The sequence below is a fragment of the Phreatobacter sp. GW821-FHT04C01 genome, from assembly GCF_059420385.1.
Genome location: NZ_JBWKTP010000003.1, coordinates 745,700 through 771,469, shown reverse-complemented (window position 1 = coordinate 771,469; position 25,770 = coordinate 745,700). Strand labels below are relative to the sequence as shown.

The window sequence follows — 25,770 nt, the reverse complement described above, 5'->3', positions numbered from 1 at the left end:
ACCGCCATGGCCCGCACGGATCAGGCGCAGGCCTTGGTCATGAAGCCCTCGATGCGGGCCAGGCAGCGGTCGGTGTTCGACCCCGGGAACCCGATGAAGACGTGGCAGCCGGCCGGAAACACCTCCAGCGCCGCCTGGTTGCCGGAGGCCGCCCAGCGCGACGCCATGAACAGCGAATCGTCGACGAGCGGATCGCGCGAGCCGACGGTGAACAGCGCCGGCGGCAGCCCCTTCAGCTCGGCATGCAGCGGCGAGATGTCAGGGCTCCTGACGTCGCCGCCCCGGATCAGGAAATGGCGGACGAACATTTCGATGTCGCGGGTGTTGAGCACCAGCTTCTCGGCGCCCCAGCGGCGCACCGAGGGCGTCAGCGCCAGATCGTAGCAGCCGGCATGCAGGTTGGCGCCACGGAACGGCGTCAGGCCGTGCCGGTCGCGCAGCCGGAGCAGGGTCACGGTGGCAAGGTGCGCGCCGGCGCTCTCGCCGCCGATCACCAGCCGGTCGGTGCCGAACCGCGCCTTGGCCTCGCGGACCAGCCAGAGCGCGGCGCTTTCGCAATCGTCCGGTCCCATCGGATAGGGGTGTTCCGGCGCCAGCCGGTACTCGACCGAGACACAGGCCATGCCGGCGCGGTCGGCGAAGCGCTCCAGCCACATGTCGTGCTGATCGGCACCGCCGAGAACCCAGCCGCCGCCGTGAATATGCAGGTAGACGCCCTTCGGCCTGGACGGCGCGATGATGCGCAGGCCGATCGGGCCATGCTTGCCGTTGATTTCGATGGTTTCGGCGCGCGCCGAGACGGCCGGTGGCGGAAACGGTCCGTTGCCCTCGCGCCGGAGCTGCCGGATGACACCGGTGGGTGCCGCCCAATTGTCCCAGGTTTCCAGACGCTTCAGGATGGCGGCGTTGACCGCCAGCGCATCGGCCGGTGCATTGGCCGGATCGAAGGGCGAGGGATCGAACTGAAGGGGGCTGGCCATGCGCGCGGGCACCGTTTGACAGCGGAACGAGAACCAACCGCTAAGCCAATTGGCCGCCAAGCTCAACCGAACTGATCATGGCGCCCCTGCCGCGCCGCCGTGCGGCTGGCCGGGATTTCCGCCACGGGTTAGGCTCGGCTCATGCAACAGACAGGTCCCCTCTCCGACGGCAGGACACGCTACCCCACCGCGCCTTTCGCGCTGGTGCTGGGCGGCGGCGGCGCCAAGGGGCTGGCCCATATCGTCGTGATCGAGGCGCTCGACGAACTCGGACTGCGGCCCCAGGAAGTGGCCGGCACGTCGATCGGCGCGATCATCGGATCGTGCTATTGCGCCGGCATGGCGGGGCGCGACATCCGCGCCTATGCGCTCGACATGCTGCAGGTTCGCCCCGACATCCTGCGCCGCCTGCTGACGACACGGGTCGGGCGCTTCGCCGACCTGATCCGCACCGGCCTGACCAACCCCATGCTGATCGACCCGGAGAAATTCCTGCAGGTCTTCCTGCCGCCGGCCGTGCCGCTGCTGCTGGAAGACCTCGTCATCCCGCTGACCGTGGTGGCGACCGACTATCACGCGCGTCTCGACATCGGCTATTCCAACGGGCTGCTGATCCCGGCGGTCGCCGGCTCCATGGCGATCCCGGGCGCGCTTCGGCCGGTCGTCCACGGCGGCCGCGTGCTGATCGACGGCGGCATCATCAATCCGGTGCCGGTGGACAAGGTCAACGCCTCCGTCGTGCTGGCGGTCGACGTATTGGACGGTTCCTCTCACGACGGCATGATCGACGAGACCGTGCCGGCCCCCTGGGATGCCCTGTTCGGCTCGGTCATGCTGATGATGCAGGTGCTGAGCGGCGTGAGGCTCGCGGAACACCGGCCGACGATCCACATCCGGCCGCCGGTCGAGCCGTTTCGCGTGCTCGACTTCCTGAAGGCGAAGGACATCCTGGCGGCCTGCGATCCGATCAAGGACGAGGTCAAGCGCCGCCTCACCCGCGCGCTCGAATCGAGCCCGGCGGAATTGCTGGAAGGGCCGCCGCGCTGAACCGCGACCGGCCATGAAACCACGAAGCGGCCCCGGCGCCGGCCGGGACCTCGCCGCATCAGACACAGGACGGGCGGCGGGCATGGCGGCACAGTGGGACTTCAGCGCGATCCTTCTGGATATGGACGGCACCCTGGTCGACACCGAGACGATCTATCTGGCGAGCCTCGTGGCCGCCGTCGGCGCGGTCGGCTATCCCGACGCCACGGCTCTCGGCCACGCCATGATCGGGCTTCCGGCGCCGGACTGCGACGCCATGCTGCGCGCGCGCTACGGTTCCGATTTCCCCTTTGCCGCCTATGACGCGGCGTTCGCCGGGCACAGGGACCGGCTGCTCGAACAGGGAATTCCGCTGAAGCGCGGCGCTCTCGCACTGCTTGATGCGTTGCGCGAGACACGCTGCCCGATGGCGATCGCCACATCGTCATCGCGGCGCACGGCCGAACTGCATCTGTCGCGGGCCGGGATCCGCGACCGTTTCGAGATGGTGGTGACCCGCGACGACGTCGCCAGGGGCAAGCCGAGCCCGGACCTCTATTTGCTGGCCGCAGCCCGGCTCGGTGTCCCGCCGGAAGCCTGCGTCGCCGTCGAGGATTCGAACCCGGGCATTGCCGCCGCCCATAGCGCCGGCACCATTCCGATCATGGTGCCGGACATTCTCGAGCCGACGGCCGAGACCCGGGCGAGATGCGCCGCCATCCTGCCCGACCTCCACGCCGTGCTGGCCCTGTTGCGGGACAGGCTTCCGCGCCATGGCGGGCAGTCGTCGTGAGAGCACGCGGCCTGCAAGACCGGCCGGACGCGCACGCCTGACGGCGCCCCCTTTGCGAGACACGGCGCTTGACCGGCCAATGGCGGGGCTACCTACCGGGCGTTGCCCAGCTGGGCCCGGCGCTCCCAGGAGCCCGCCTTGGTCTTCACCAGGCCCTCGTCATAAAGATAGGCCGTCGTGCAGGCGTGCTGCGGCATCAGGAACACCCGGTCGCCGACCCGCAGGCCGTCGCTTTCCACCACCGTATGCTCTTCGTTCATCAGAATGATCCGGCCATCCCAGCGGAAGCGTTCGGCCAGCGGCTTGTCCGGCGAGATCGCCTTCGAACCGGCGTCGAGCGTCGCGGTGCCGGCATGGGTGGCGATCACGGTGGCGAGCACGAAGGCTGCCGGTTGCCAGCCGAGATCGGCGAGCTCCAGGTCATGCTGGGCGCTCGAATAGGTCCAGCTGCCCGGCGAAACGAAACGCGCGACGTCGTGCGGCCAGAGGTCGAAGGTATAGCTGCCGCCGGCAATGGCGTCGGTTTCGATGCCCTCGGCCCGCAGCCGCGCGCCCAGCGCCGCCACCGCCGCGGCCTCGGCCTCGACCTGGCGGCGGCGCTCGGCCCGGTCGCCTTTCACATGGCCGTCATAGACATGCCAGCCGTCGAGGCGGCCGAGCTCGTGCACGGCGCGGGCGAGATCGAGCGCCGGATCCGACATGGCCACGCCGGTCCGCCCCAGGCCTGGATCGAGGTCGACCCTGAGCCGGATGTTGGGCGGCGCATCGCGCAGCAGCGGCCGCCAGGCGTCGAGGCCGCGTTGCGAATCCACCATGCCGACCAGCGTCACCGTCTCATCGGCCGCGGCGAGGCCGACCAACCGGCGGATATGGGCGAGATTCGACGTCGGATAGGCCCAGGTGACATGGCGGGCCCCGGCCGACACCGCCATCTCGACCTCGGCGGTCGTCGCCGCCTTGAAGGCCGTGACGCCGTTGGCCAGGAGCAGCTGGACGATCCAGGGCGCGCGATGGGTCTTGAGATGCGGCATCAGCCGCGCCACGCCGCCACAGGCACGCGCCGTCTGGCGCAGGTTGTGCAGCACCCTGTCCTCGAAAATCGTGAAACAGGGAGTCGCAACCTCCTCGTTCGGCAGTTCCGGGGCGTCGAGGCTGGCTTTGGCGGGGTGCATGGCGGTCTCCGGCGGGAATGGTCGCGTCTCAAGACATCAGGGCTGGCGACGGGTCAGGCGGCCGTCGACGCGCGCCGGGCGCTGACGCCGAGCATCGCGTCGAGATTGCCGCCGAGGACGGCATCCTTTTCGCCGGCGCTGAGGAACGTACAGTGACGGCGCACATAGTCCAGGCTTTGCCGATAGGTGCAGAACCGTTCGACATTGGGCATGTCGGACCCCCAGATGAGCTTGGCCGCGCCGAACAGGTCGCGCATCTCGCGCACCAGGCCCTGCGCCTCGACATAGGGGTATTCCCAGGCGCCGCCCCAGGTGATCGGGAACATCAGCTCGATCAAGAGATTGTCGTGGCGATAGGCGGCCAGCACCTCCTCGGGGAAATTCCACGAACCGGAGCGGCCGAAAAAGCCGACCGGCGGGCCCATGACCAGCACCCAGCGGATATTCTTGAAGCGATTCATCAGGCCGTGCAGGCGCACCACGTTGCTGATGTAGCTCGCCTCGTCATAATGCGGGATGGCGGTGATCTCGAAGAAGACCGGCAGCGACGCGGCGTCGATCTTCGACCAGAAGACATCGAAACGGCGATCGTCGAAGGTGACGTCGAAGCCGTAGCGGGCAAAGGCGTCGAGCGCGAAATAGACCCCCTTCAGCCCGAGCCGGCGATGCGCCCGGTCGAACTCCGCGAGCGCGTCCTCGGTAAAGGCGCGGGCCTCGTCGACATTCAGGAGGGCGGTGAAGCGGTCGGGATACTGGTTCTGCGCGAAGGCGTTGTAATCGTTCATCGCGCCATAACCCCAGCCGGTCTGCAGCAGGCTGTGGTCGACGCCGGCATAATCCATCTGGGCCAGCATCAGTTCCGGCGGCGCCACCATCTGCTGCATGCCGACCGGCATGTACTGGGAATGGTAGTCCTCGCCGTCGATGGTGAAGTCGAGACGGCCATAATTGCCGACCCGGAAATCGACATCCTTCAGGCCGGCCCAGGAATTGTCGCCGGCATTGAACAGCACGGCCCCGGAAACCTCCTTGCCGTCGCATGCCCGGAAAACCCGCGCGGAGGTCCGGGTCTGCACCTTCTGCATATATTTGCGGTGGATCTCGCTCGACGGATGGCCGCAGGCGCCGGCCCAGTGCTGAAAGACATGGGCGTGACAATCGATGATCATTTTGGTCTCCGGGCATGAAGGGGCGTTCGGCCCGCCGGCGTCGCGGCGGACCGTTTTCGACGGCTGCGGCCTGGACCGCCGTTACGTCAGGTTGCGCAGGTAGGTGTCATAGAGGCGCTGAACCTCGCCATTGGCGATGATGTAGGAGCTCCACATGTCGAGGAAATTCTTCCAGGCCGGGTCTCCATGGCGGATCAGCCAGGTGTTGGGCCGCTTGTCGAAAGGATTGGCCTGATCGACGATATGGGCCCAGGCGGCATTGCGCTTGGCCAGAACGATCGCATCGACATCGCCGGTCACATAGACCGTCGCGCGGCCGGTGCGCACCGGCTCGGCCGCCATCGCCTGCTGGCCCGCGACCGCCGTCACCTTGGCCTTGGGGAACAGCAGCGGAATGCGCTGCTCCTCGCTGGCGCCGGCATTCACCGAGAAGGTGACGTCGGGCGAATCGAGATCGGCGACGGTCTGGTATTTGCCGGCATCCTGCTTGCGCACGATGGCCAGGCTGCCCTTCGACCAGAGCGGGCCGACAAAGTTGCAGGCCAGTCCGCGGGGAACGGTATAGACCGCCGACGAACCGAACAGGTCGAAGTCGCCCTTGCGCAGGCCGACGGTGGCATTGGCGAAGGTCACCTCATGCCAGGCGACCGTCATTTCCAGGTCGCGGGCGAGCATCTCGACCAGGTCCTTGTAGACCCCTCTGAGCTCGCCGCTCCTGGCATCCTTGTAGAACCAGAGCGGCGTCTGGGCGTAGCCGACATTGAGCGGCTCGCCCTTCTTGACCTTGGCCAGCACCGATTTCGGATCGATGCCGCTGTCGAGCAGCTGGGCATGCGCCGCCGGCATCGCGGCGCCGGCCATGGCCGCGCCGGCGCCCGCGGCGAGGGCGGCTGCCATCAGCGCGCGCTTGTTGAAGCCCGATGGCCCCGGCCTGGCATTCGTGTCTTCGGTCATGTCGGTCCCCTTCTGGTTGGTATTCGCGAGCAAGACGCAGCAAGAACGCCGGCGGCCCCGGCTACAGCCGCTGCGCCACGCCGAATTTCCGGTGGAAATGGTCGGCGACCCGGTTCGCCGACAGGGAAATGAGGAAGATCGCGACAAAGTAGATCATCGCGGTCGAGGTCAGGATCTCGACCGGTTCGAACCACTGATTGACGATCTTGAGGGCCTGATACATCAGGTCGGGAATGGCGATGACCGACACCAGCGTCGAGGATTTGACCACCACGGTCAGCTGGTTGATCAGCGAGGGCGCCATGACCAGCAGGACCTGCGGCGCGATCAGCCGGCGCATGATCTGCGGCTGGCTCAGGCCGACCGACAGGCCGGCTTCGATCTGGCCGCGCGGCAGGCCTTCGATGCCGGAGCGAAACGTCTCGGCCAGATAGCCGCTCGACTGCAGCGCCAGGGCGACGATGCCGGCGCCGATGACCGTGCTCGGGAAACCGAACAGGTCGGGCCAGACATAGTTGACCCAGAGCAGTTGAACCAGGATCGGCGTGGCGCGGCAGAACTCGATATAGCCGATCGCCAGGAAGCGCAGGCCGGGCACGTAGAGACGCACCAGGCAGGCGGTGATGCCGAGCACGATCGCCAGCAGGAAGGCCCAGAGGCAGACATAGGCGGTGATCCCCAGGCCCTGGAACAGGACGCCGGCATTGGCCACCACGAAGCGGAGGAAATTGTCGATCATCGCCAGCCCTCACGCCCAGCCGCGACGACGCCAGCGATCGGTGAGGCGCTGGACGATGAGGGACGCGGCGATGATGATCAGGCAGAAGGTCAATGCCGCGCCGGTATAGAGCGGCAAGGGCCGCATCTCCTCGATATTGACCATCGAGACCCGGTACATGATGTCGGGCACCGAGATCAGCGAGACGATCGAGGTCGCCTTGAACAGCGAGATGAACTGGTTGAGCATTTCCGGCAGCATGCGGCGCACCGCCTGCGGCAGCACGATCCGCCGGACGATGGCCGCCTCCGACAGGCCGAGCGCGAGCCCCGCCTCGCGGTGTCCCGCCGGGACCGAGAGCAGGCCGGCACGGACCGTTTCCGACATGAAGCCGCTATAGGCGACGCCGAGCGCGATGATGGCGGCGGCCTGCGGGTTGAGGTCGAACTTCGCGGCCACGAGCCGGCTGATCAGCACCGGCAGGATGTAATAGACCCAGACCAGAAGGATATATTCGGGCGTATTGCGGAACAGTTCGGCATAACCCGTCGCCGCCCAGCGCAGCGGCCGGTGCCGGCTGAGCCGTGCCGTGCCGATGGCGAAGGCCAGCGCCACCGCCAGCACGGCGGCGCCGAGGAAGATCAGGGCATTCTGGCCGAGCCCGGCGAGCAGCATGGCCCGGTAGTCCCAGAACAGCGCCAGATCGAGGGAATCGCTGAGACGTTCGAACATCGGATCACTGCAGGATCGAGGACAGAAAGCGCTGGCAGCGCTCGCTCTTCGGCGCGCCGAACACCGCGGCGGGCGCGCCGTCCTCCTCGATGCGACCGGCATGGAGGAAGATCACCCGATCCGAGACTTCACGCGCGAAGGCCATTTCATGGGTCACCACCACCATGGTGGTGCCGTCGCGGGCGAGCCCCTTCATCACCTCGAGGACTTCGCCCGTCAGCTCGGGGTCGAGTGCCGATGTCGCTTCGTCGAACAGCATGACGCGCGGACGCATGGCGAGCGCCCGGGCGATCGCCACCCGCTGCTGCTGGCCGCCGGACAGCCGCGCCGGATAGACGTCCTGCTTGTCGAGCAGATTGACCCGCGCCAGCAGGGCGCGTGCCTGTTCGACCGCCTCGCGGCGCGGCGTCCGGGCGACCAGGAGCGGCGCCTCGATGATGTTTTCCAGCACCGTCATGTGCGGCCACAGGTTGAACTGCTGGAACACCATGCCGAGCTTGGCACGCATGCGGCTGATATTGGCGGCGCTGTCGGGCAGGAGAACGCCGTTCGGACCGAGGCGATGGCCGATCGGCTCGCCATCGATGAAGACCGTGCCGGATGTCGGTTTTTCCAGGTGGTTCAGGCAGCGCAGGAAGGTGCTCTTGCCGGATCCGCTGGCGCCAATGACGGTGACGACCTGGCCTTCGGCAACGTCGAGCGAGATCTCGGAGAGGACCGACAGGGCTCCGAAGCTCTTGCAGAGCGCCTTGACCGCGATGACCGCCGCTTCACTTGCCATCGCCGTCCTTTCGGGCCGCGGCACCGGCCGCGCGAGATCATCGAGCTCGGAAGGTCTGTTCATGAACGGCAACATTCGGCATTTTGATTTTAGCGGCAAGCCTGTTTGCGGAGCAGCCATCGAGCTGAAAGATCGAAATGGAGGCAATCGGAAGGATCCGGCAGCCAGCAACCATCGCCCACCCCTGTGATCGGACTTTCATGATTCGTCATATTTTACATAATCTTATTGACTGAAGACCGAAACAGATCGACGTCTTCGAGCGCTCCGCCGTCCAGGCTGCGCAACCTCCCGCGCCCCGGCAGAATAGCGAAGAACTCTGGATAGAATTGATTATTATTATGATATGCCGTGAAGGCAACCCATGAGGCCAGCGCGCGATGAAACCGGCATCGGGATATGATCTGCGTGCGCTCGAGATCTTCGGCGCGGTTTCCGAACTGCGCAGCATGACGCTCGCCGCGCAGCGGCTGAACATGACCCAACCGGCGGTCTCGCAAGCCGTCCAGCAACTCGAAGAGACCCTCGGGGTCATGCTGATCGACCGCAGCCGCCGCCCGCTGCTGGTCACCGCGGCGGGCGAATGGCTGGGCCGGACCGCCGCCCGCATCCTCAACGAGGCGCATCAGGTCGGCATCACGATCCGGCAGCTGGCCGACGGCTCGGCACTGCAATTGCGGGTGGGCCTGGTGGAATCGCTGTCCGCCCCCTTCGTCCCCGCGCTGGTGCGGCGCCTGAGGTCGTCGATCCATACCTTGTCGATCTCGTCGGGCCTCGCCCGCACGCTGAGGACCGGCCTCCTCGAACACACGCTCGACCTGATCATCACCAACGAGCAGATGGATGACGTCGACGGCATCGAGCGGCAGGTGATCCTGACCGAGCCCTATCTTCTGGCCCTGCCCAGGACCATGGCCGCCGAGACGGCGGATCTTGCCCATCTCGGCGCGACCATGGCGCTGATCCGCTGGGCGGCGCGCTCGCATATCGGTGCCGATATCGAGCGGCAGCTGCGCCGCATGCGCCTCGACATTCCCCGCCAGTTCGAGTTCGACTCGGCCCGGACCATCCTCGGCATGGTGGCGGCGGATCTCGGCTGGGCGATCATGACGCCCCTGTCGATCTTCGAGATGAAGCCGCTTCTGGCCAATGTCCGGCTGCGGCCATTCCCGGGGCCGAATTTCTCGCGGCAATTGGCCATCGTGGTCCGGCGCGGCGAATTCGGCGCGCTGGTGCCGCAGATCGCCCAGGCGTCCTCGGCCATCCTGCGCGACCTCTACCTGCCGGAGGTCCTGACCTCGCTGCCATGGCTTTCACCCAGCCAGTTCCGGGTCGAGGACGGCCCATGAAGCGCCGGCCGGACAGCAGGTTCAGCGTCGGCCGAACAGGCGCTCGATATCGCCGAGCGACAGCGACACCGAGGTCGGGCGGCCGTGATTGCACTGGGCCGAACCCGGCGTCGCCTCCATCTCGCGCAGCAGCGCGTTCATCTCGGCCGGCTTCAGGAGCCGCCCGGCCCGGACCGAACCGTGGCAGGCCATGGTGGCGGCGACCGACAGGAGGCGCCGCTCGAGCGGATCGGTCGTATCCCATTCGGCGAGATGTTCGGCGAGGTCGCGGGTGAGCGCCTCGGCATCGACTTCGCCGAGCAGCGCCGGCGTCTCGCGCACCACCACCGCGCCGGGCCCGAACCCTTCGATCACCAGGCCGAAGCGTTCGAGGTCATCGGCCCGCGTCAGCAGACGGGCGGCGTCGGCCGGGTCGAGCTCGACCACGATCGGGATCAGCAGGGCCTGGCGGCCGATGCCGGTCTCGGCCATCTGCCGCTTGAGCCGCTCGTAGACGAGGCGCTCATGGGCGGCGTGCTGGTCGACAATGACCAGCCCGTCGCGCGTCTGCGCCAGGATATAGGTGCCATGCACCTGGGCGCGCGCCGCGCCCAGCGGCTGGTCGAGATCCTCCGGCTCGGGTGGCGCAGCACCTGCCCGCGCATCCGCGCCCGGCGCGATGTCCATGTCGAAGGCGGCCTGCGCAAAGGCGGGCTGCGAGAAACCGGCCTGTGCGAAGGCGGCCTGGCCCGGTTCGGCAAAGCCGGCGCCGCCGGGCCTTGCCGGCGACTGGCGCCAGTCCCAGCCACGCACCGGCGCGCCTCGCCCGGGCGGCGCCCGGAAAGCGCTGATCGTCGCGGTCGCGATGGTCGTCGCCGTGGTCGGCGCGGCGCGGGCGATGGCCTCCCTGATCCCGCTGACGATCAAGCCGCGGACGAGCGCCGAATCGCGGAAGCGCACCTCGGTCTTGGCAGGATGGACATTGACGTCGACCTCGTGAGGGTCGAGCTCGAGAAACAGCGCCACGGCCGGGTGTCGATCGCGTGGCATGACGTCGGCATAGGCGCCGCGCAGGGCGCCGAGCACCAGCCGGTCACGGATCGGACGGCCGTTGACGAACAGGAATTGCGCGCCGGCGGTGGCCTTGTGGAAGGTCGGCAGGCCGGCAAAACCGAACAGCCGGACGCCATGGCGCGAAACGTCGAGAGCAAGCGCGTTGTCGGCGAAATCGCGGCCCATGACGTCGCCGATACGCGCCAGCAGTCCGGCCTCGCCGAAGGCCTGGGCGGCATAGGTGCGGGTGCCCGCGGCATCGTCGGCGAGCGAAAAGGCGACCGTCGGGTGCGAGAGGCACAGACGCTTGACCACATCGACGATGGCGGCGGCCTCGGCCCTGTCGCTCTTCAGGAATTTCAGCCGGGCGGGCGTCGCGTAGAACAGATCCTCGACCTCGACGCGCGTGCCGCGCGCAAGGGCCGCCGGCATGGTCTCACCCTTGTCGCCGGCGTCGACGGCCAGCGACCAGGCGTGCGGCTCGTCGGCATGGCGCGTGCTGATGGTCAGAGTCGCGATCGCGCCGATCGACGGCAGCGCCTCGCCGCGAAAGCCGAGGGTGCGGATATCGAGCAGGTCCTCGCCTGATAGCTTGGAGGTGGCATGGCGTTCGACACAGAGCGCAAGATCGGCACGGGTCATGCCCGCGCCGTCATCGGCGACCCGGATCAGCCGGCGGCCGCCGCCGCCAATCAGCACGTCGATGCGCGTCGCCCCCGCGTCGATGGCGTTTTCCACCAGTTCCTTGACCACGGCCGCCGGCCGCTCGACGACTTCGCCGGCTGCGATGCGGTTGACGATCCCTTCGGGAAGCTGGCGGACAGGCATGATTCGATCCTAGCGCGTTCGCGCGGCCAGGTCAGGAGCGTTCGCGGATCAGCGCGCGCAGGCCCTGGCCGAGGCCGCCGGCCCGGCGCGCCTCACGCGGCGCCCCCACGGCCCCGTGCGCCAGCGCGGCCGCGCCCAGCGACTGCGGTGGCTCGGCGGAGCGCGGATCGACACGCGGTTCGCTCCGCGCGGCGCGCGCGGCCGGGGCCGGGGCCGTCTGGGCCGGGATGGCTTCGCTGAGCACCTCGGCGCGCACCGGACGGGCCGGCGAGAACAGCGGCCCCTGGGCGAACTTCACATCATAGTCGAGCAGGTCGACCACCAGCGGTTCGGTGTCGATGTCCTCGACCACGAAATCGATGCCGTAGCGGGCAAACAGGCCGGCGAGATCGGCCGGGTGGATGGCGGCGCCGGCATCGGCCGAGCGCGCCAGCATCAAATCGGCCGAGACCCGCACCTGGCGGAAGCCCTTTTCGGCGAGATCGCGCGGTTCGATGCGCAAATCGCCGACGCCGTCCATGGCGAAACGGAAGCCGAGGTCGGACAGGGCACCGAGGGTTTCGACGTCCAGCGGCGACAGGTTGCGCACCGCCTCCTGCCGGAAGCCGAGAACCAGGGCGCCGGCGAGCACCCGGTTGGCGTCGAGCAAGGCGACGAGTTCGGTGGAGAAGGCGGCATCGGCCAGCGACACGCCGGAGAGATCGCAGACCAGCCCGACATCGCGATTGCGCGACGTCAGCCGCCTGACCACCTGGATGCAGCGGCCGAGCGTCTCGGCATCGAGCGTCGGCATCAGGCCGGCGGTCTCGGCCAGGCCGCGATAGTCGGCCGGCAGGAACAGGTCGCCATCGGCGCTGCGCAGCCTGACGGAGGCCTGATACCAACGCACCTTGCGCTGTGGCAGCGTGACGATCGGCTGCAGGTAGAGGTCGCTGCGCCTGTTGTCGATCGCCGCCTTGATCGCCGCCACGGCCTCGGTCCGCGACAGGCCGCCAAAGGCCTCGGACAGCGCCACGGTCTCGGCCGATGCCATGTCGGCCCGGTCCAGGCGCTGGCGAAGTGTGTCGGCGAGGCGGTGCGCGCGATGGCCTTGGGCCTGGGCGGGAACGATCGTCGGGGCATCGGCGACCGCCTGCGGCGGCTCGGGCGCGGCGGAAGGCGCCAGGAGCGCCGCCGCGGGCTGCGCCGCCGGCGCGCTGGCGCGCACGATCGCCGCCTCGTGAACCTGCAGCGTCTCGGCGAACTGCTTGACCAGCGCCCCCAGCTCGCCAATTTCCTCGGCGATCGGCTCGGTGGCGGCCCTCGCCTTGTCCATGGCCATGGTCTCGAAGCGTTCGACCCGCCGTGCCAACTCGGCGAGATCATGCGCCATGTCGCCGGTGGACCGGGTCAGATCGACCAGCCGCGCCTCGACGACGAGACGATCGCCGGCGCGCTGCGCGCCGAGGTGACCGATCACCATGGCCAGCAGCAGGCCAAAGGCGATGGCGGCCGAAAAGCCGGCTTCGACATTGGCGACGAGATAAGCCAAGGTTGCGATCGAAACGGCGATCGCCACCATGCAGAGCGCGACAAAAAAGGAACCCGAACGAGGCATGGCTGAGCGGTCTTCATCCCCCGGCGCGAAGATCTAAGCTGGCATCCACGACAGGATCGCGACATGTGTGGCTGCAAGCTCGCGCGACAGTGCCCCGAATCAGCCTGATTCGTCTCGACCGAACCACGGACAAAAGGCCGGGTTCCCCCATATTAATGCCGGTTTGCCCGTACCATCGCACCAGCAGGAGTGAACATGCCGACCTTCTTCGATCCGCCGACCGTCCACGCCCCCGCGCCGAGCTATCGCCACGGTGCGATCCACCCGTTGGCGGGCCGGCGCCTGATCATTTCCGGCCAGGTGGCGACACGGCCCGACGGCAGCGTCGCCGAAGGCCTGGAAGCGCAGTTCGAACAGGCCTTCGACAACCTGATCGCGGTGGTCAAGGCCGGCGGCATGGAGATCGGCAACCTGGTCAAGATCGTCACGCTGGTCACCGTGCCCGACGCCGTCGCGGCGTTCCGGGCCGTCAGGGCGCGCAAGCTCGGCGACCATGTCTGCGCCGCGACCTATATCCAGGTCGCCGGGCTCGCCCGGGCCGATTTCCTGGTCGAGATCGAAGGCGAGGCGGTGCAGGACTGAGGCGGCCGCCGGCGAACCGGGTGCGCGGCCCTTCGCCCTTGGTCCTATTGCATTGCAACATGAAACTGGTGATGGTGCCGGCCCCCGGAGGTCCACCATGCCCGTTCGCGCGATCCGCTCCATGGCTTTCGAAGACCTGACGCTCGGCCTGTCCGAGCTGGTCTTCAAGACCGTCACCGACCAGGACGTCGTCGGCTTCGCCGATATTTCCGGCGACCAGAACCCGATTCACCTGAACGAGCTCTATGCGTCGAAGACCCGGTTCGGCCAGCGCATCGCGCACGGGCTCTATACCGCCAGCCTGATTTCGGCGGTGATCGGCACGCGCCTGCCGGGCCCGGGCGCCATCTACATGTCGCAGACGCTGAACTTCAAGGCGCCGGTGAAGATCGGCGACGTGGTGCGCATTCACGTCGAGGTGGCCGAATTGATCGAGGGCCGGCAAAGGGCGCGGCTCGCCTGCGAATGCGCCGTCGATGCGACCGTCGTGCTCGACGGCGAAGCCTGGGTCAGGGTGCCGTCGCGGCGCGAACTCATGGCGGCGGCTTGACGATCGGAGCGCCGAACGGCAGGGTCCGCCCGCGCTGACCGTCTTTCCCGTGACCCGAGTTCCATGGCCCTGATCCTGCCGCCCGAGCGGCCATCCCCAAGCTTTCCCGTGCTCGCCCGGACCATGCCGATGCCTGAGGCACTGGCCGGTGGCGTGATCGCGATCGGCAATTTCGACGGGGTGCATCGCGGCCACCAATATGTCATCGAGCAGACGGTCGGGCTTGCGCGGACACTTGGCCGCAAGGCCCTGGTGCTCACCTTCGAGCCGCATCCACGGCTGTTCTTCCAACCCGACCGGCCGCTGTTTCGCCTGGCCGATGCGCCGACCAAGGTCCGGCTGCTTGCCGCCCTTGGCCTCGACGCGGTGGCGGTCGCCGGCTTCGACAAGGCCTTTGCCGCATTGTCGGCCGAGGATTTCGTCACGCAGGTGCTGGTCGGCTGGCTCAAGGCCGCCCATGTCGTCATCGGCCAGGACTTCCACTATGGCGCGGGCCGCACCGGCAATGCCGAGAGCCTGATCGAGGCCGGCCGCGGCCACGGCTTCGCCGTGACCCGCATGACCGCCTTGTGCGACGGCGACGCGACGGTGTCCTCGACCGCCATTCGCGACGCGCTGGCCGGCGGCCGGATCGCGGAAGCCAACGCGCTGCTCGGCCATGCCTGGTTCATATCGACCGAGGTGATCCATGGCGACAAACGGGGCCGGACCCTCGGCTATCCCACCGCCAATCTCAGGCTCGCCCCGGATGTGCGCCTCGCCCACGGCATCTATGCGGTGAAACTCGGGCTCGACGGCGTCTGGCACGATGCGGTGGCGAGCTTCGGCCGGCGACCGACCTTCGACAACGGCGCACCGCTGCTGGAGGTGCATGTCTTCGACTTCGCCGGCGATCTCTACGGCCGTCAGGTCGATGTCGCTTTCGCCGGCTATATCCGGGAAGAGCTGAAATTCGACGGACTGGACGCGCTGATCGCGCAGATGGACCAGGACAGCGCCAAGGCGCGCGCGATCCTGGCAGCGGCCTGACCGGCTCGCGCGGCGGCGATCAGCCGGCCGCGCGCAGGGCCGCTTCGGCCATCAGGCCGGCCAGGAAGATCAGGCCGGCATCGCGGTTCGACTGGAACAGCCGCAGGCACAAGGCGGGATCGGCAATGTCGATGCGCGCCACCTGCCAGGCCAGGTGCAGGGCGAAGGCGGCGAGGCCGCAATAGGCCAGCACCGAGCCGCCGAGCGTCCAGAGCGCGGCAGCGAACAGGAAGACCGCCCCCGAATAGAACAGCGACAGGTAGAGCGGCGTACGCTCGCCGAACAGCAGCGCCGTCGACCTGACGCCGACAATGGCATCGTCCTCGCGGTCCTGATGGGCATAGATGGTGTCGTAGCCGATGACCCAGAGGATCGAGCCGGCATAAAGCAGGACGGCCGGCAGATCGAGCCGGCCGAAGGCCGCCGCCCAGCCCATCAGCGCACCCCATGAGAAAGCCAAGCCTAGCACCGATTGCGGCCACGAGGTGATGCGCTTCATGAACGGATAGATCGCGATGATGGCGATCGAGGCGATGCCCAGCGCCCAGGCGAAGGGCTTGGCCAGCGCCAGCAGCACCAGCGCGCCGACCACCACCTGGGCGATCAGGAACAGCTTGGCCTGGCGGCCGGTCACCTGGCCCGACGGCAGGGGCCTGGACCGCGTTCTTTCGACCATGGCGTCGATGTCGCGGTCGACCAGGTCGTTATAGGTGCAGCCGGCGCCGCGCATGGCGACAGCGCCGATGGCGAACAGGGCCATGTGCCAGAGATTGGGCAGGACGTGGCCGGCGGCGATCGCGGCGAAGGCGGCGGACCACCAGCACGGCAACAGGAGGAGCCAGGAGCCGATCGGCCGGTCGGCCCGCGCGAGCCTCAGATAAGGACGCCATGAGGCAGGGGCGAGCGTGTCGACCCAGGAGCCGCGGACGGCATCGGCGACCCGGCCCTCGGTCATCGTCATGAGGGCTTACAAGGCGCCGGGTGTGCGCAGGTCGAGCTGCGGCCGTCGGCCCGCCTGGGGCGCGAAGGGATTGGCGCCCCCGGCCTCGGCCTGGCGACGTTGGCGGTCGAGGGTCGCGACGCCCTGGCAAGCCTGGGTGCGATTGCGGCTGACATTGGCGAGGCCGGTGGTGACGTCGTTCAGCATGGTCTCCGGCAGGCGGCAGAAGTCGGCATTGTCGGCAACCCACTTCTTCAGCCGCTCGAACGAGGCCTGGGCATTGCCGAGCGCGGTGCAGGCGCGCTGGGCATTGGCGCGGGCCTGGTCGAAGCTGGTCGGACGGCCGCGCGGCATGGCCGCCTGGGTCTGCTGCATGACCCGCTGATGCCCCTGCAGCAGGGGCTGGAATTCATTCTGGCAAATCTCGTTGGCACTGGCCGGCACGGCAGCGGCAAAAGCTGCGGCGGTGATCAGCCCGAGAAACAAACTGCGGTTCGGCAGAACACATCGCATCAGTCGGCCCCGGAAGGTGTCCGCAGGAAGGCGGAACTGCAAAAAGCGGCATTCTCCATATCAATCCGACAGGATCGTGGCAATGCGGTACCCCGACACGGGGGGCGCGGCGCTGCCGCTCCATCTTGCCAGCAAGGGATCGCGGGGTTATCCGCCACCTGCGGCGAGGCGAGGTTTTCGATCATGGCGCTCTATGATTTCGGCGCGACGCGGCTGTTCGTGCGGGTGCCTCTCGGCCCCGGCGCGGTGATCCCCTGCGATCGCGACCAGACCAACTATCTCGTCAATGTGATGAGGCTCGCCGACGGCGCGGCCCTGCATGTCTTCGACGGGGTGAACGGCGAATGGCTGGCGCGGCTCGAACGCGTCGCCAAGAAGGCCGTCCAACTGGTCGCCGAGGAGCAGATCCGCCCGCAATCCGATCCGGGCGACCTCTGGCTCGTCTTCGCCCCCCTGAAACAGGCGCGTCTCGACTACATGATCCAGAAGGCGGTGGAGATGGGCGCGTCGCGGCTGGTGCCGGTGGCCACGCGCTACACCCAGGTCGGCAGGCTCAACCTGGAGCGGATCGGCGCCAATGCTCTCGAGGCGGCGGAACAATGTGGCATCCTGTCGGTTATCACGTGCGACGACCTGAAGCCGCTCCCGGCCGTGCTCTCGGCACTGCCGGCGGACCGGTTGCTGGTCTTCTGCGACGAGGATGCACCCATGGCCAATCCGGCCGAGGCGTTGCGGCCTTTTGCATCCGCGCCGCCGCCGCTCGCCGTCCTGATCGGTCCGGAGGGCGGCTTCTCGCCCGAGGAACGTAGCATGATCATGAAAAGGCAACCGTCGATCGCCCTGTCGCTGGGTCCCCGCATCCTGCGCGCCGACACCGCCGCGGTGGCGGCGCTGGCGGTTGTCCAGGCCGCTCTCGGCGACTGGCGGTAGATTCGGCAAGACCCGATCGGGCGACCAAATGACGCGGCGCGGACGCCGTCGCGGCCGGAAAAGTCAACCGATTTAAGTTCACGCAATCTTTCAGTTAGTTACAGAACTGTGGCAGCGCGTGACCGGTTAGGCCACATTTTCGCCCTGCCCGGCTCCAGCCTGTCGCTCGTCGCGGCCCGTTTCGACTGGGGTCGGCCGCGACTTTGCGCGGCTTCGCATCCTCGCGATCCGCGCCAACATTTTGTGCCCGAACAGATGGAGACAATCATGTCGGACACCTGCCGTTTTGGTATCGAGGAAGAGTTCTTCGTCGTAGACGCCGAGACCAAGGCCGTGATGCGGCGAATGCCGCAGGCCTTCTTCGACGCCGCCAAGCAGCGCCTCGGCGATCGCTTGAAAGGCGAATTGCTGCAGTCGCAGGTCGAGCTCGCGAGCTCGGTCCATTCGTCCTTCGACACGGCGCGCAACGAGCTCAAGGCCATGCGCGGCGCCCTGGGCCAGGTCGCCGCCGAGCATGGCCTGGCGATCCTCGCCTCGGGCACGCACCCGACCGCGCTGTGGGCGACGCAACGGGCCAATGACACGCCGCGCTCCGACAGCGTCATGCACGACCTGCAGATGCTCGGGCAGCGCAACATTGTCTGCGGCCTGCATGTTCATGTCGAATTCGACGACCTGTCGCGCCGGGTGGACGTGATGGGCCGGATCATGCCCTATGTGCCGCTGCTGGTGGCGCTGTCGACCTCCTCGCCGTTCTGGCAGACGCGCGCCACCGGCCTGATGGGCTACCGGCTGGCGGCCTATGACGAGTTGCCGCGCACCGGCCTGCCGGAAATGTTCCGCAGCGAAGCCGACTACAACGACTATATCTCGCTGCTGGTGGAAACCCGGGTGATCGAGGATTCCAGCTATGTCTGGTGGGCGGTCCGTCCGTCGCGCAAATACCCAACGCTGGAACTGCGCGCGCCCGATTGTTGCACCCGTGTCGAGGACACCCTGGCGATCGCGGCGCTCTACCGCACCCTGGTGCGGCACCTGATCCGCAATCCCGAGATCAATGCCCATCTGTCGCCGGTGTCGCGCGCCCTGATGCAGGAGAACAAGTGGCGCGCCCAGCGCTACGGCGTGCATGGCAGTTTCGTCGACGAGCAGCGCCGCATCACGCTTTCGGTGCGCGACGTGGTCGCCGAGACGCTCGACCAGGTGATGGAGGAGGCCGAGGCGCTGAATTGCGCCGCCGAGGTTGCCCATTGCATGAATATCGCGACGCGCGGGACCAGCGCGGACGGCCAGCTGGCGGTGTGGAAATCGGCGCTCAGCCTCGCCGAGACGCCCCATGACGCGCTCAGGGCGGTGAAGACCTGGATTGCCCAGGAGACGCTTCAGTAAAGCATGACGCGGCAGTAAAACAGGACGCGGCAGGAGAGCGCCGCGGAACGCGGCCGGATTGAAAATACCCCGTGAACCCGTGCCGCAAGGCGCGGGATCACTTTTTTTCGAGCCGCGGGATGGCCGGCGACGGCCTGGAGCACGCCGTCAGCGCGACACCCTGAGAGAACTCGCGAAGGCGACGATCTGCGAGACGACCTGTCCGTCGAGGCCGGCGAAACCATGGTGCCCGCCGGCCTGGCACGGATCGCCCCGGTCGACCCCGCCGGTGAGCCAGACGACGCGGACGCGCCCGCCGGCCCAGGCCGCGAAAGGCTCGACCAGCGAGGGTGGCGTCACCCGGCAGCCGTCCTGGCGGTGATGAATGACCAGGGTTCGCGGCAGGGCTGCGGGCGAACCGGCATAGGCCTGGAACGTGTCGAGCATGGCCGAGGTCAGGACCAAGCCATCGGGACGGCCGGCAAGCGCGGCCGGCGCGCGGGTGGCGCCCCGGCTCGTCGCCACCACCACGACGGGGCGCGCGATCGTCCGCATATAGTCGACCGCCTGGGCCGGGCTGGCACCGGCATCGAGCGTCAGCGTGGCGAAGCCCCTGGCCGCATAGGCCTGGCGCGTACGGACCAGCTGGTTGCCGCGCAACGCCATGACGCTGCCGTCGCCCTGGATGGCCAGGCGCCCGTCACCACCCGGCATGAGGATGATGCTGCCACGCGGACGGCCCGCCGGCCTGTCGAGCGTGGCCGAATTGCCGAACTGGGGAACCAGTTCGGAGGCCTGGGCAAGCGCACATGTCGACAACACCGCGACCAAGGTCGCCAGGGCCCACCTCATCATGTCATCTCCGATGGTCTTTTTCGGGGTTCATGGGCCGGATCAGCCGGCTTCGGCGAGCAGCCGGCGGCCGCTGCGGCTCACCGGCAGGACAAGACCGCAATCGAGCGTCAGAGCCGTGGCAGCGGCGCCGCGCCTGCGTCCGGCCAGCGCCTCGGACGCGACCCAGTGTGAGCGATGGATGCGCAGGCCCCGCTCGGACCCGAGGCTCTCGATCGCCTGGGACAGGCCCATGAGGATGAGGGCATTGCCGCGATCGGTATGGACGCGCAGATAGTGGTCCTCGGCGCTGAGCGCGATGAGCCTTGCATGGCGCAGCGCGGCCGGGAGCTTTGCCCTCAGCGCATCGTCGCCGCCACGGACCTCCGATGCCGGCCCAACCGCGGCAACCACCGGAACGGCCTCCGGCCGCTGCGGCGAGGCCGGTCGCCGATAAGTTCGGACGGTCCAGGCGAGACCGCTCATCAGGACGTTGACGGTGAGCGTCTGCAGGGTCAATTCGCCCCATGTCACATAGGGAAGCACCTGCGGCGCCCAGAGCTGCAGCTGGGCCCTGACGATCAGCGCGCCCGGCGGGGCCATGACGACCGCGATCGCGAGCATGGCCCACAGCGGCAAGGGCTGGCCCTGGAACAGCAGCCGCCGCGTCAATGCGGAGACCAGCACGACCAGGGCGCCGATCACGATGACATTGGCGACGAAATGCATGAGCCTGACCGGCAGCCCCATGCCGAGATAAGTGCCGAAGGGGCCGACCAGGCCGAGCGTCAGGCCGAGCCCGACCAGACAGGCCGGAACCAGGAGGTGCCCCGCCAGGGGGTGGGAGCGCAGACGCGCCGGGGCGAGACTGGTCATTGGCGAAGAAACCATGCCGTTGGCGAAGTTTGCGCAGACTAGGCCGCGCCTCCTGGCTAGGCAATCGGGCCTCGCGCCAATCGAAGGGGCCCTGTCTTGAAATATCTGATCGTCATTCCCGTCGCCCTCATCGCCTGCGTCGTCGCGGCCTTCGCCGCGACGCTCGGGCTGTCCCGGCCGGCGACGCCGCCGCCGCTGCCGGCCATGTCGCAGGCCGACGAGAAACTCGGACGCCTGGCCGGCGCCACCCCGCCCTATGCGTTCTTCACGGCGCGCGACGGCACGCGGCTGGCCTACCGGTTCTACGAGGGACGGCCGGGCGGCGGCGTCGCCATCGCGGTGCACGGATCGACCGGACTGGCGATTGCCGTGCACGCCGTCGGACAGGCTCTCGCGGCCGAAGGGATCAATACCTACGCCATCGACGTCAGGGGGCATGGCGAGAGCGGAACGCTCGGCGATATCGGCTATCGCGGCCAGCTGGAGGATGACCTGGTCGATCTCCTCGGCGTCGTCACGCAACGGTTCCCGGCGGAACGGCGGCTGCTGCTCGGGCATTCGCTCGGCGGCGGCTTCATCCTGCGCGTCGCCGGCGAGCCGATCGCCGACCGGTTCGATGCCTATCTCGCCCTGTCGCCCTTCATCTCGGCAAGGTCGCGCACCAATCGACCGGATACCGGCGGCTGGGCCAATGCGGCGGTTCCCCGGATCGTGGCGCTGTCCCTGCTCAACCGGCTCGGCATTTCGGCCTTCGACGGCCTTGCGGCCGTTGCCTATGCCGTGCCGCCGGACGCCCAGGGCAAGCGCGCGCGGGTCTATTCCCACCGCCTGCTGGCCAATATGAGCCTGCCGCGCGACTGGCAGGAGGCGCTCGGCCGCATCGACCGGCCGACCGCCGTGCTGATCGGCGCCGACGACCAGTTGTTCGTCGCCTCGGCCTATGCCGCCGAGATCAGCGCCGCCAATCCGCGCATCGGCGTCGAGGTGCTCGCCGGTGTCGATCACATGGGCATGGTGATCGAGCCGGCCGCGACCGAAGCCATCGTCCGCACATCCCTCAGGCTGCTCCGGGCGCGATAACCAGGCTCAGAACAGGCTGCCCTGGCCTTCGCCACCCGTCTTGCGCGCCGGCTTCGGTTCGGCGCGCGCCGGCACAGGCCGCGGCGGCTCGTCGCCCTCGACGCGGGCCGCGACCCGTCCGTCCGCGAACTCGATCGACAGGGCGAGGCCGGGTGTGACCGCGCCGACGCTGCGCAGCGGCCGGCCGGCGGCATCGCGCACCAGCGCGAAGCCGCGCGCCAGCACACCTTGATAAGACAAGGCGCCGAGCAGCTTGGCGGCGGCCTCGAGCCGGTCGCCGCGGCGCCGGACGATCAGGTCGAGGGCACGCGGCGCGCGCGCGAACAGGCTCGCCAGGCGCTCGCCGTCGCGGGCGATGCGGTGGCTCTGCGCGGTCGCATAGACGCCGAGCGAACGCGACAGCCGGTCCGACAGGGACGAAAAGCCCTGACGGCGCGTTTCCACCCGCCGCCCCAGGGCGGTTCCGGCACGGGCGCTCAGCGCGGCGATGCCGTCCCTGGCGCGGCCGAGCCGCAGCATCAGCACACCCGGCGCGAGCCGCCCGGTCGCGCGCACCAGCCGGGTGCGATGCGCCGCGGCATTGGCGCGCAGCGCATTGGGCAGGCGCTCGCTGGCCCCGTCGAGGCGCTGGCGGGCGGCCTCCAGCAGCCGCTCGGCATCCGGCAGCGCGCGCATGGCGGCGCGCAACTCGGTGCGGCGGTCCTCGAACAGGCGCCGGATGCCGGCGCCGTGCCGGCGGGCGAGGTCGCCGATCTCGAGGATCAGGTCGGCACGCACCGGCACCGCCATTTCGGCGGCCGCGCTCGGCGTCGGCGCGCGCCGGTCGGCGGCGAAATCGATCAGCGTGGTATCGGTCTCGTGGCCGACCGCCGAGATCAGCGGGATCCGGCTCTCGGCCGCGGCGCGGACGACGATTTCCTCGTTGAAGCCCCACAGGTCTTCCAGGCTGCCGCCGCCGCGGGCGACGATCAGCACATCGGGCCGTGGCAGGTCGCTGTCGGCATCGATGGCGTTGAAGCCCCGGATCGCGGCGGCGACCTCGGCCGCGCTGCCCTCGCCCTGGACCCGCACCGGCCAGACCAGGACGCTGCGCGGAAAGCGATCTTCCAACCGGTGCAGGATGTCGCGGATGACCGCGCCGGTCGGCGAGGTGACGACGCCGACGACCCCGGGCAAATAAGGCAAGGGCCGCTTCCTGGCGGGATCGAACAGGCCTTCCGCGGTGAGTTTCTTACGACGCTCCTCCAGGAGCGCCATCAGCGCGCCGACACCCGCCGGCTCCAGGCTCTCCACCACGATCTGATATTTCGATGAGCCCGGAAAGGTCGTGACCCGGCCGGTGGCGATCACCTCCAGGCCTTCCTGCGGCTTGAACCGCAGGCGCCCGAACACGCCCTTCCAGATCACCGCCTCGATGACGGCGCCCTGGTCCTTCAGGCGGAAATAGACGTGGCCCGACGGGCTCGCGCCGCGGAAACCCGAGATCTCGCCGCGCAGGCGGACGAAACCGAAGGCGTCCTCCACCGTCCGCTTGATGGCGGAAGCGAGTTCCGTGACCGATATTTCGGAGGCATTCGAAGGCGCTATGTCGGTCATTCCTGCCGAATCCGTTGCCGGAGAAGAGATCCTTGTCTAAGCCACGCGGGCGACGACGTCATCGAGGTCATCCATGAACGTGCTCCTGATCGGCGGCGGTGGCCGCGAACATGCGTTGGCCTGGGCGATCTCGGCCAGCCCGCTGCTCACCACACTCTATTGCGCGCCCGGCAATCCCGGCATCGCCGAAATGGCGACGCTGGTGCCCGTCGACGTGACCGATCACGCGGCGGTCGTGGCCTTCTGCCTGTCCGCCAGGATCGACCTGGTGGTGGTCGGTCCCGAGGCGCCGCTGGTCGCGGGCCTGGTCGACGACCTCAACGCCCAGGGCATCAAGGCCTTCGGGCCGACGCGGTTCGCCGCCCAGCTCGAAGGCTCGAAGGGCTTCACCAAGGACCTCTGCCGGGATTTCGGCATTCCGACCGCGGCCTATGAGCGCTTCACCCAGCCCGAGCCCGCCAAGGCCTATATCCGCGCCCAGGGCGCGCCGATCGTGATCAAGGCCGATGGTCTCGCCGCCGGCAAGGGCGTGGTCGTCGCCATGACGCTGACCGAGGCGCTGGATGCCGTCGACATGATGTTCTCCGGCGGCCTGGGGGAAGCCGGCGCGGCGGTGGTGGTCGAGGAATTCATGACCGGCGAGGAGGCCTCGTTCTTCGCGCTCTGCGACGGCGGGAGCGCGCTGGCGCTGGCGACCGCCCAGGACCACAAGCAGGTCGGCGACGGCGATACCGGGCCGAATACCGGCGGCATGGGCGCCTATTCTCCGGCCGCCGTGATGACGCCCGCGCTGATCGACCAGACGATGACCGACATCATCCAGCCGACACTCGCCGCGATGGCGGCCAAGGGCCATCCGTTCCAGGGCGTGCTGTTCGCCGGCCTGATGATCACGGCCGAAGGGCCGAAGCTGATCGAATATAACTGCCGCTTCGGCGACCCCGAGTGCCAGGTGCTGATGATGCGCCTGAAGGACGATCTTCTGACGCTGCTGTTCGGCGCGGTCGACGGGCAGCTGAAGACCATGAGCGCGCGCTGGTTCGACGAGGCGGCGCTGACCGTGGTGATGGCGGCCAAGGGCTATCCGGCGGCGCCGGAGAAGGGTTCGGTCATTCGCGGTCTCGATCAATTGACGGCGCTCGACGGCGCCGAGATCTTCCATGCCGGCACCGCTCTGAAGGACGGCCAGCTGGTGGCCAATGGCGGGCGCGTGCTGAACGTCACCGCGACCGGCGCGACTGTCGCGGAAGCCCAGGCCAGGGCTTATGAGACGGTCGCCAGGATCGACTGGCCGGGCGGCTTCTTCCGCCACGATATCGGCTGGCGCGCGGTGGAACGGGAGCGTGCCGCCAAGCGTTAGGGTTGCGCCGGATCAGCCGGACTATCGTTGCCCGCGGGGACTGCTAGTCTGGCCTGACCGCTAGCTGGAGCAACCATGGCCACCTCCGATCTGTTTCCGAGCTTCGCGTCCCACTGGATCGACACCTCGATCGGCAAGATCTTCGCCCGCTCGGGGGGCAAGGGGCCGCCGCTCCTGCTCATCCACGGCTTTCCGCAGACCCATGTGGAATGGCACCGCATCGCGGCCGAGCTTGCCGGCGCCTTCACGCTGGTGATGCCGGATCTGCCGGGCTATGGCTGGTCGGTGGCGCCCGCCGAGGGCAGCAATCATTTTCCCTATGCCAAGAGCGACATGGCCGCGATCCTGATCGAGGTGATGGAACAGCTCGGCCACGTCCATTTCGCCGTGGTCGGCCATGACCGCGGCGCGCGGGTCGGCTACCGCATGGCGCTCGACCACCCCGGCCGGATCGAGCGGCTGGCGCTCCTCGACATCGTGCCGACCATCGTCATGTGGGAGCGGATCAAGGCCGCGCCCTCGCCGAGGACCGAACACTGGATTTTCCTGTCCGGCCCGAAAGGCGTGCCCGAGGCCGAGATCCTCAAGGATACGACGCGCTATCTCGAATCGAAGCTCAGCCTCTGGAGCAAGGACGGCACGCTGAAGCCGTTCGACCCCCGGGCGCTGCAGCACTATCGCGACTTCTTCAACGAACCGAGCCGCGTGCATGCCTGCTGCGAGGACTATCGCGCCGGCGCCACCGTCGACCTCAGGGCCGACGAGGCCGACAAGGCGGCGGCCAGGACCATCGATTGCCCCGTGCATGCCGTCTGGGGCTCGGCCGGCATTCCCTCCGCCGGCGCCAGCCCGCTCGATGCCTGGAAGCTGTTCGCGCCCAAGGTGAGCGGCGAGGCGGTCGACGCCGGCCATTTCCTTCCCGAGGAGAACCCGCAGGGGACGTTGGCCGCCCTGCTGCCGTTCCTGCGGAAGCCGATCAGCTGA

At 68.4% G+C, this 25,770-nt stretch carries 26 protein-coding genes; 12 read left to right on the top strand and 14 right to left on the bottom strand.

Annotation, left to right across the window (positions count from 1 at the left end; translation table 11 throughout):
• Nucleotides 1–20: 20 nt before the first annotated feature.
• Nucleotides 21–980 carry an alpha/beta hydrolase gene (locus AC07WJ_RS15345; protein WP_494935445.1) on the bottom strand — a complete coding sequence of 320 codons (960 nt, stop codon included), beginning with the start codon at nt 978–980 and terminating at the stop codon, nt 21–23.
• Between the two features lie 141 nt (nt 981–1,121).
• Here AC07WJ_RS15345 and AC07WJ_RS15340 point away from each other — a divergent pair, with 141 nt between their 5' ends.
• A complete protein-coding gene (locus AC07WJ_RS15340) occupies nt 1,122–2,027 on the top strand; it encodes a patatin-like phospholipase family protein (RefSeq protein ID WP_494935444.1) in 906 nt (301 codons plus the stop codon).
• 82 nt (nt 2,028–2,109) lie between these two features.
• Complete coding sequence (locus AC07WJ_RS15335; protein ID WP_494935443.1) at nt 2,110–2,799, top strand: HAD family hydrolase; 690 nt, start codon at nt 2,110–2,112, stop codon at nt 2,797–2,799.
• A 92-nt stretch (nt 2,800–2,891) separates the two neighbouring features.
• Here the strand turns inward: AC07WJ_RS15335 and AC07WJ_RS15330 are convergent, their stop codons facing one another.
• The 6 genes from AC07WJ_RS15330 to AC07WJ_RS15305 all read right to left on the bottom strand — a co-directional run bounded on the left by AC07WJ_RS15330 (nt 2,892) and on the right by AC07WJ_RS15305 (nt 8,325).
• Nucleotides 2,892–3,971, bottom strand: coding sequence for an alanine racemase (locus AC07WJ_RS15330; RefSeq protein WP_494935442.1), 1,080 nt, complete (start codon nt 3,969–3,971; stop codon nt 2,892–2,894).
• A gap of 53 nt (nt 3,972–4,024) precedes the next feature.
• On the bottom strand, nt 4,025–5,140 hold the full coding sequence (locus AC07WJ_RS15325; RefSeq protein ID WP_494935441.1) for an amidohydrolase family protein: 1,116 nt from the start codon (nt 5,138–5,140) through the stop codon (nt 4,025–4,027).
• 81 nt (nt 5,141–5,221) lie between these two features.
• Entirely contained in the window at nt 5,222–6,094 is an 873-nt protein-coding gene (locus tag AC07WJ_RS15320; protein WP_494935440.1) for a substrate-binding periplasmic protein, read from the bottom strand.
• A gap of 61 nt (nt 6,095–6,155) precedes the next feature.
• Nucleotides 6,156–6,833, bottom strand: a complete 678-nt coding sequence (locus AC07WJ_RS15315; RefSeq protein ID WP_494935439.1) for an amino acid ABC transporter permease — start codon at nt 6,831–6,833, stop codon at nt 6,156–6,158.
• Nucleotides 6,834–6,842: 9 nt separating this feature from the next.
• Nucleotides 6,843–7,544 (bottom strand): amino acid ABC transporter permease, encoded by a 702-nt coding sequence (locus AC07WJ_RS15310; protein WP_494935438.1) that lies wholly within the window; start codon nt 7,542–7,544, stop codon nt 6,843–6,845.
• 4 nt (nt 7,545–7,548) lie between these two features.
• Nucleotides 7,549–8,325, bottom strand: coding sequence for an amino acid ABC transporter ATP-binding protein (locus AC07WJ_RS15305; RefSeq protein WP_494935613.1), 777 nt, complete (start codon nt 8,323–8,325; stop codon nt 7,549–7,551).
• A gap of 61 nt (nt 8,326–8,386) precedes the next feature.
• Between AC07WJ_RS15305 and AC07WJ_RS15300 the strand changes: the two genes are divergently transcribed.
• Both AC07WJ_RS15300 and AC07WJ_RS15295 read left to right on the top strand, forming a co-directional pair.
• A complete protein-coding gene (locus tag AC07WJ_RS15300; RefSeq protein WP_494935437.1) occupies nt 8,387–8,515 on the top strand; it encodes a hypothetical protein in 129 nt (42 codons plus the stop codon).
• A gap of 190 nt (nt 8,516–8,705) precedes the next feature.
• Nucleotides 8,706–9,674, top strand: a complete 969-nt coding sequence (locus AC07WJ_RS15295) for a LysR family transcriptional regulator (protein WP_494935436.1) — start codon at nt 8,706–8,708, stop codon at nt 9,672–9,674.
• A gap of 21 nt (nt 9,675–9,695) precedes the next feature.
• Here AC07WJ_RS15295 and mutL read toward each other — a convergent pair whose 3' ends face one another.
• A complete protein-coding gene (gene mutL / locus AC07WJ_RS15290; RefSeq protein WP_494935435.1) occupies nt 9,696–11,534 on the bottom strand; it encodes a DNA mismatch repair endonuclease MutL in 1,839 nt (612 codons plus the stop codon).
• Nucleotides 11,535–11,565: 31 nt separating this feature from the next.
• A complete protein-coding gene (locus AC07WJ_RS15285; protein WP_494935434.1) occupies nt 11,566–13,131 on the bottom strand; it encodes an EAL domain-containing protein in 1,566 nt (521 codons plus the stop codon).
• Nucleotides 13,132–13,326: 195 nt separating this feature from the next.
• Here AC07WJ_RS15285 and AC07WJ_RS15280 point away from each other — a divergent pair, with 195 nt between their 5' ends.
• The 3 genes from AC07WJ_RS15280 to AC07WJ_RS15270 all read left to right on the top strand — a co-directional run bounded on the left by AC07WJ_RS15280 (nt 13,327) and on the right by AC07WJ_RS15270 (nt 15,292).
• On the top strand, nt 13,327–13,713 hold the full coding sequence (locus tag AC07WJ_RS15280; protein WP_494935433.1) for a RidA family protein: 387 nt from the start codon (nt 13,327–13,329) through the stop codon (nt 13,711–13,713).
• A gap of 97 nt (nt 13,714–13,810) precedes the next feature.
• Nucleotides 13,811–14,263: a MaoC family dehydratase gene (locus AC07WJ_RS15275; RefSeq protein ID WP_494935432.1), complete on the top strand. Its 453-nt coding sequence runs from the start codon at nt 13,811–13,813 to the stop codon at nt 14,261–14,263.
• A gap of 129 nt (nt 14,264–14,392) precedes the next feature.
• Entirely contained in the window at nt 14,393–15,292 is a 900-nt protein-coding gene (locus AC07WJ_RS15270; protein ID WP_494935431.1) for a bifunctional riboflavin kinase/FAD synthetase, read from the top strand.
• Nucleotides 15,293–15,311: 19 nt separating this feature from the next.
• Here the strand turns inward: AC07WJ_RS15270 and ubiA are convergent, their stop codons facing one another.
• Both ubiA and AC07WJ_RS15260 read right to left on the bottom strand, forming a co-directional pair.
• Complete coding sequence (ubiA, locus tag AC07WJ_RS15265) at nt 15,312–16,253, bottom strand: 4-hydroxybenzoate octaprenyltransferase (RefSeq protein WP_494935430.1); 942 nt, start codon at nt 16,251–16,253, stop codon at nt 15,312–15,314.
• Nucleotides 16,254–16,259: 6 nt separating this feature from the next.
• Entirely contained in the window at nt 16,260–16,607 is a 348-nt protein-coding gene (locus AC07WJ_RS15260) for a hypothetical protein (protein ID WP_494935429.1), read from the bottom strand.
• A 321-nt stretch (nt 16,608–16,928) separates the two neighbouring features.
• On the opposite strand from AC07WJ_RS15260, the gene AC07WJ_RS15255 reads away from it, so the two are divergent.
• Complete coding sequence (locus AC07WJ_RS15255; RefSeq protein WP_494935612.1) at nt 16,929–17,675, top strand: 16S rRNA (uracil(1498)-N(3))-methyltransferase; 747 nt, start codon at nt 16,929–16,931, stop codon at nt 17,673–17,675.
• 267 nt (nt 17,676–17,942) lie between these two features.
• Nucleotides 17,943–19,064, top strand: coding sequence for a carboxylate-amine ligase (locus tag AC07WJ_RS15250; protein WP_494935428.1), 1,122 nt, complete (start codon nt 17,943–17,945; stop codon nt 19,062–19,064).
• A 147-nt stretch (nt 19,065–19,211) separates the two neighbouring features.
• Here the strand turns inward: AC07WJ_RS15250 and AC07WJ_RS15245 are convergent, their stop codons facing one another.
• Both AC07WJ_RS15245 and AC07WJ_RS15240 read right to left on the bottom strand, forming a co-directional pair.
• Nucleotides 19,212–19,898, bottom strand: a complete 687-nt coding sequence (locus AC07WJ_RS15245) for an alpha/beta hydrolase (RefSeq protein WP_494935427.1) — start codon at nt 19,896–19,898, stop codon at nt 19,212–19,214.
• Nucleotides 19,899–19,937: 39 nt separating this feature from the next.
• Nucleotides 19,938–20,750: a LytTR family DNA-binding domain-containing protein gene (locus AC07WJ_RS15240; protein ID WP_494935426.1), complete on the bottom strand. Its 813-nt coding sequence runs from the start codon at nt 20,748–20,750 to the stop codon at nt 19,938–19,940.
• A gap of 96 nt (nt 20,751–20,846) precedes the next feature.
• On the opposite strand from AC07WJ_RS15240, the gene AC07WJ_RS15235 reads away from it, so the two are divergent.
• Nucleotides 20,847–21,830 (top strand): alpha/beta hydrolase, encoded by a 984-nt coding sequence (locus AC07WJ_RS15235; RefSeq protein ID WP_494935425.1) that lies wholly within the window; start codon nt 20,847–20,849, stop codon nt 21,828–21,830.
• Nucleotides 21,831–21,836: 6 nt separating this feature from the next.
• On the opposite strand, the gene xseA is transcribed toward AC07WJ_RS15235, so the two are convergent.
• Nucleotides 21,837–23,426 carry an exodeoxyribonuclease VII large subunit gene (xseA, locus tag AC07WJ_RS15230; RefSeq protein ID WP_494935424.1) on the bottom strand — a complete coding sequence of 530 codons (1,590 nt, stop codon included), beginning with the start codon at nt 23,424–23,426 and terminating at the stop codon, nt 21,837–21,839.
• 73 nt (nt 23,427–23,499) lie between these two features.
• On the opposite strand from xseA, the gene purD reads away from it, so the two are divergent.
• A complete protein-coding gene (gene purD, locus AC07WJ_RS15225; RefSeq protein ID WP_494935423.1) occupies nt 23,500–24,786 on the top strand; it encodes a phosphoribosylamine--glycine ligase in 1,287 nt (428 codons plus the stop codon).
• 75 nt (nt 24,787–24,861) lie between these two features.
• Complete coding sequence (locus tag AC07WJ_RS15220; protein ID WP_494935422.1) at nt 24,862–25,770, top strand: alpha/beta fold hydrolase; 909 nt, start codon at nt 24,862–24,864, stop codon at nt 25,768–25,770.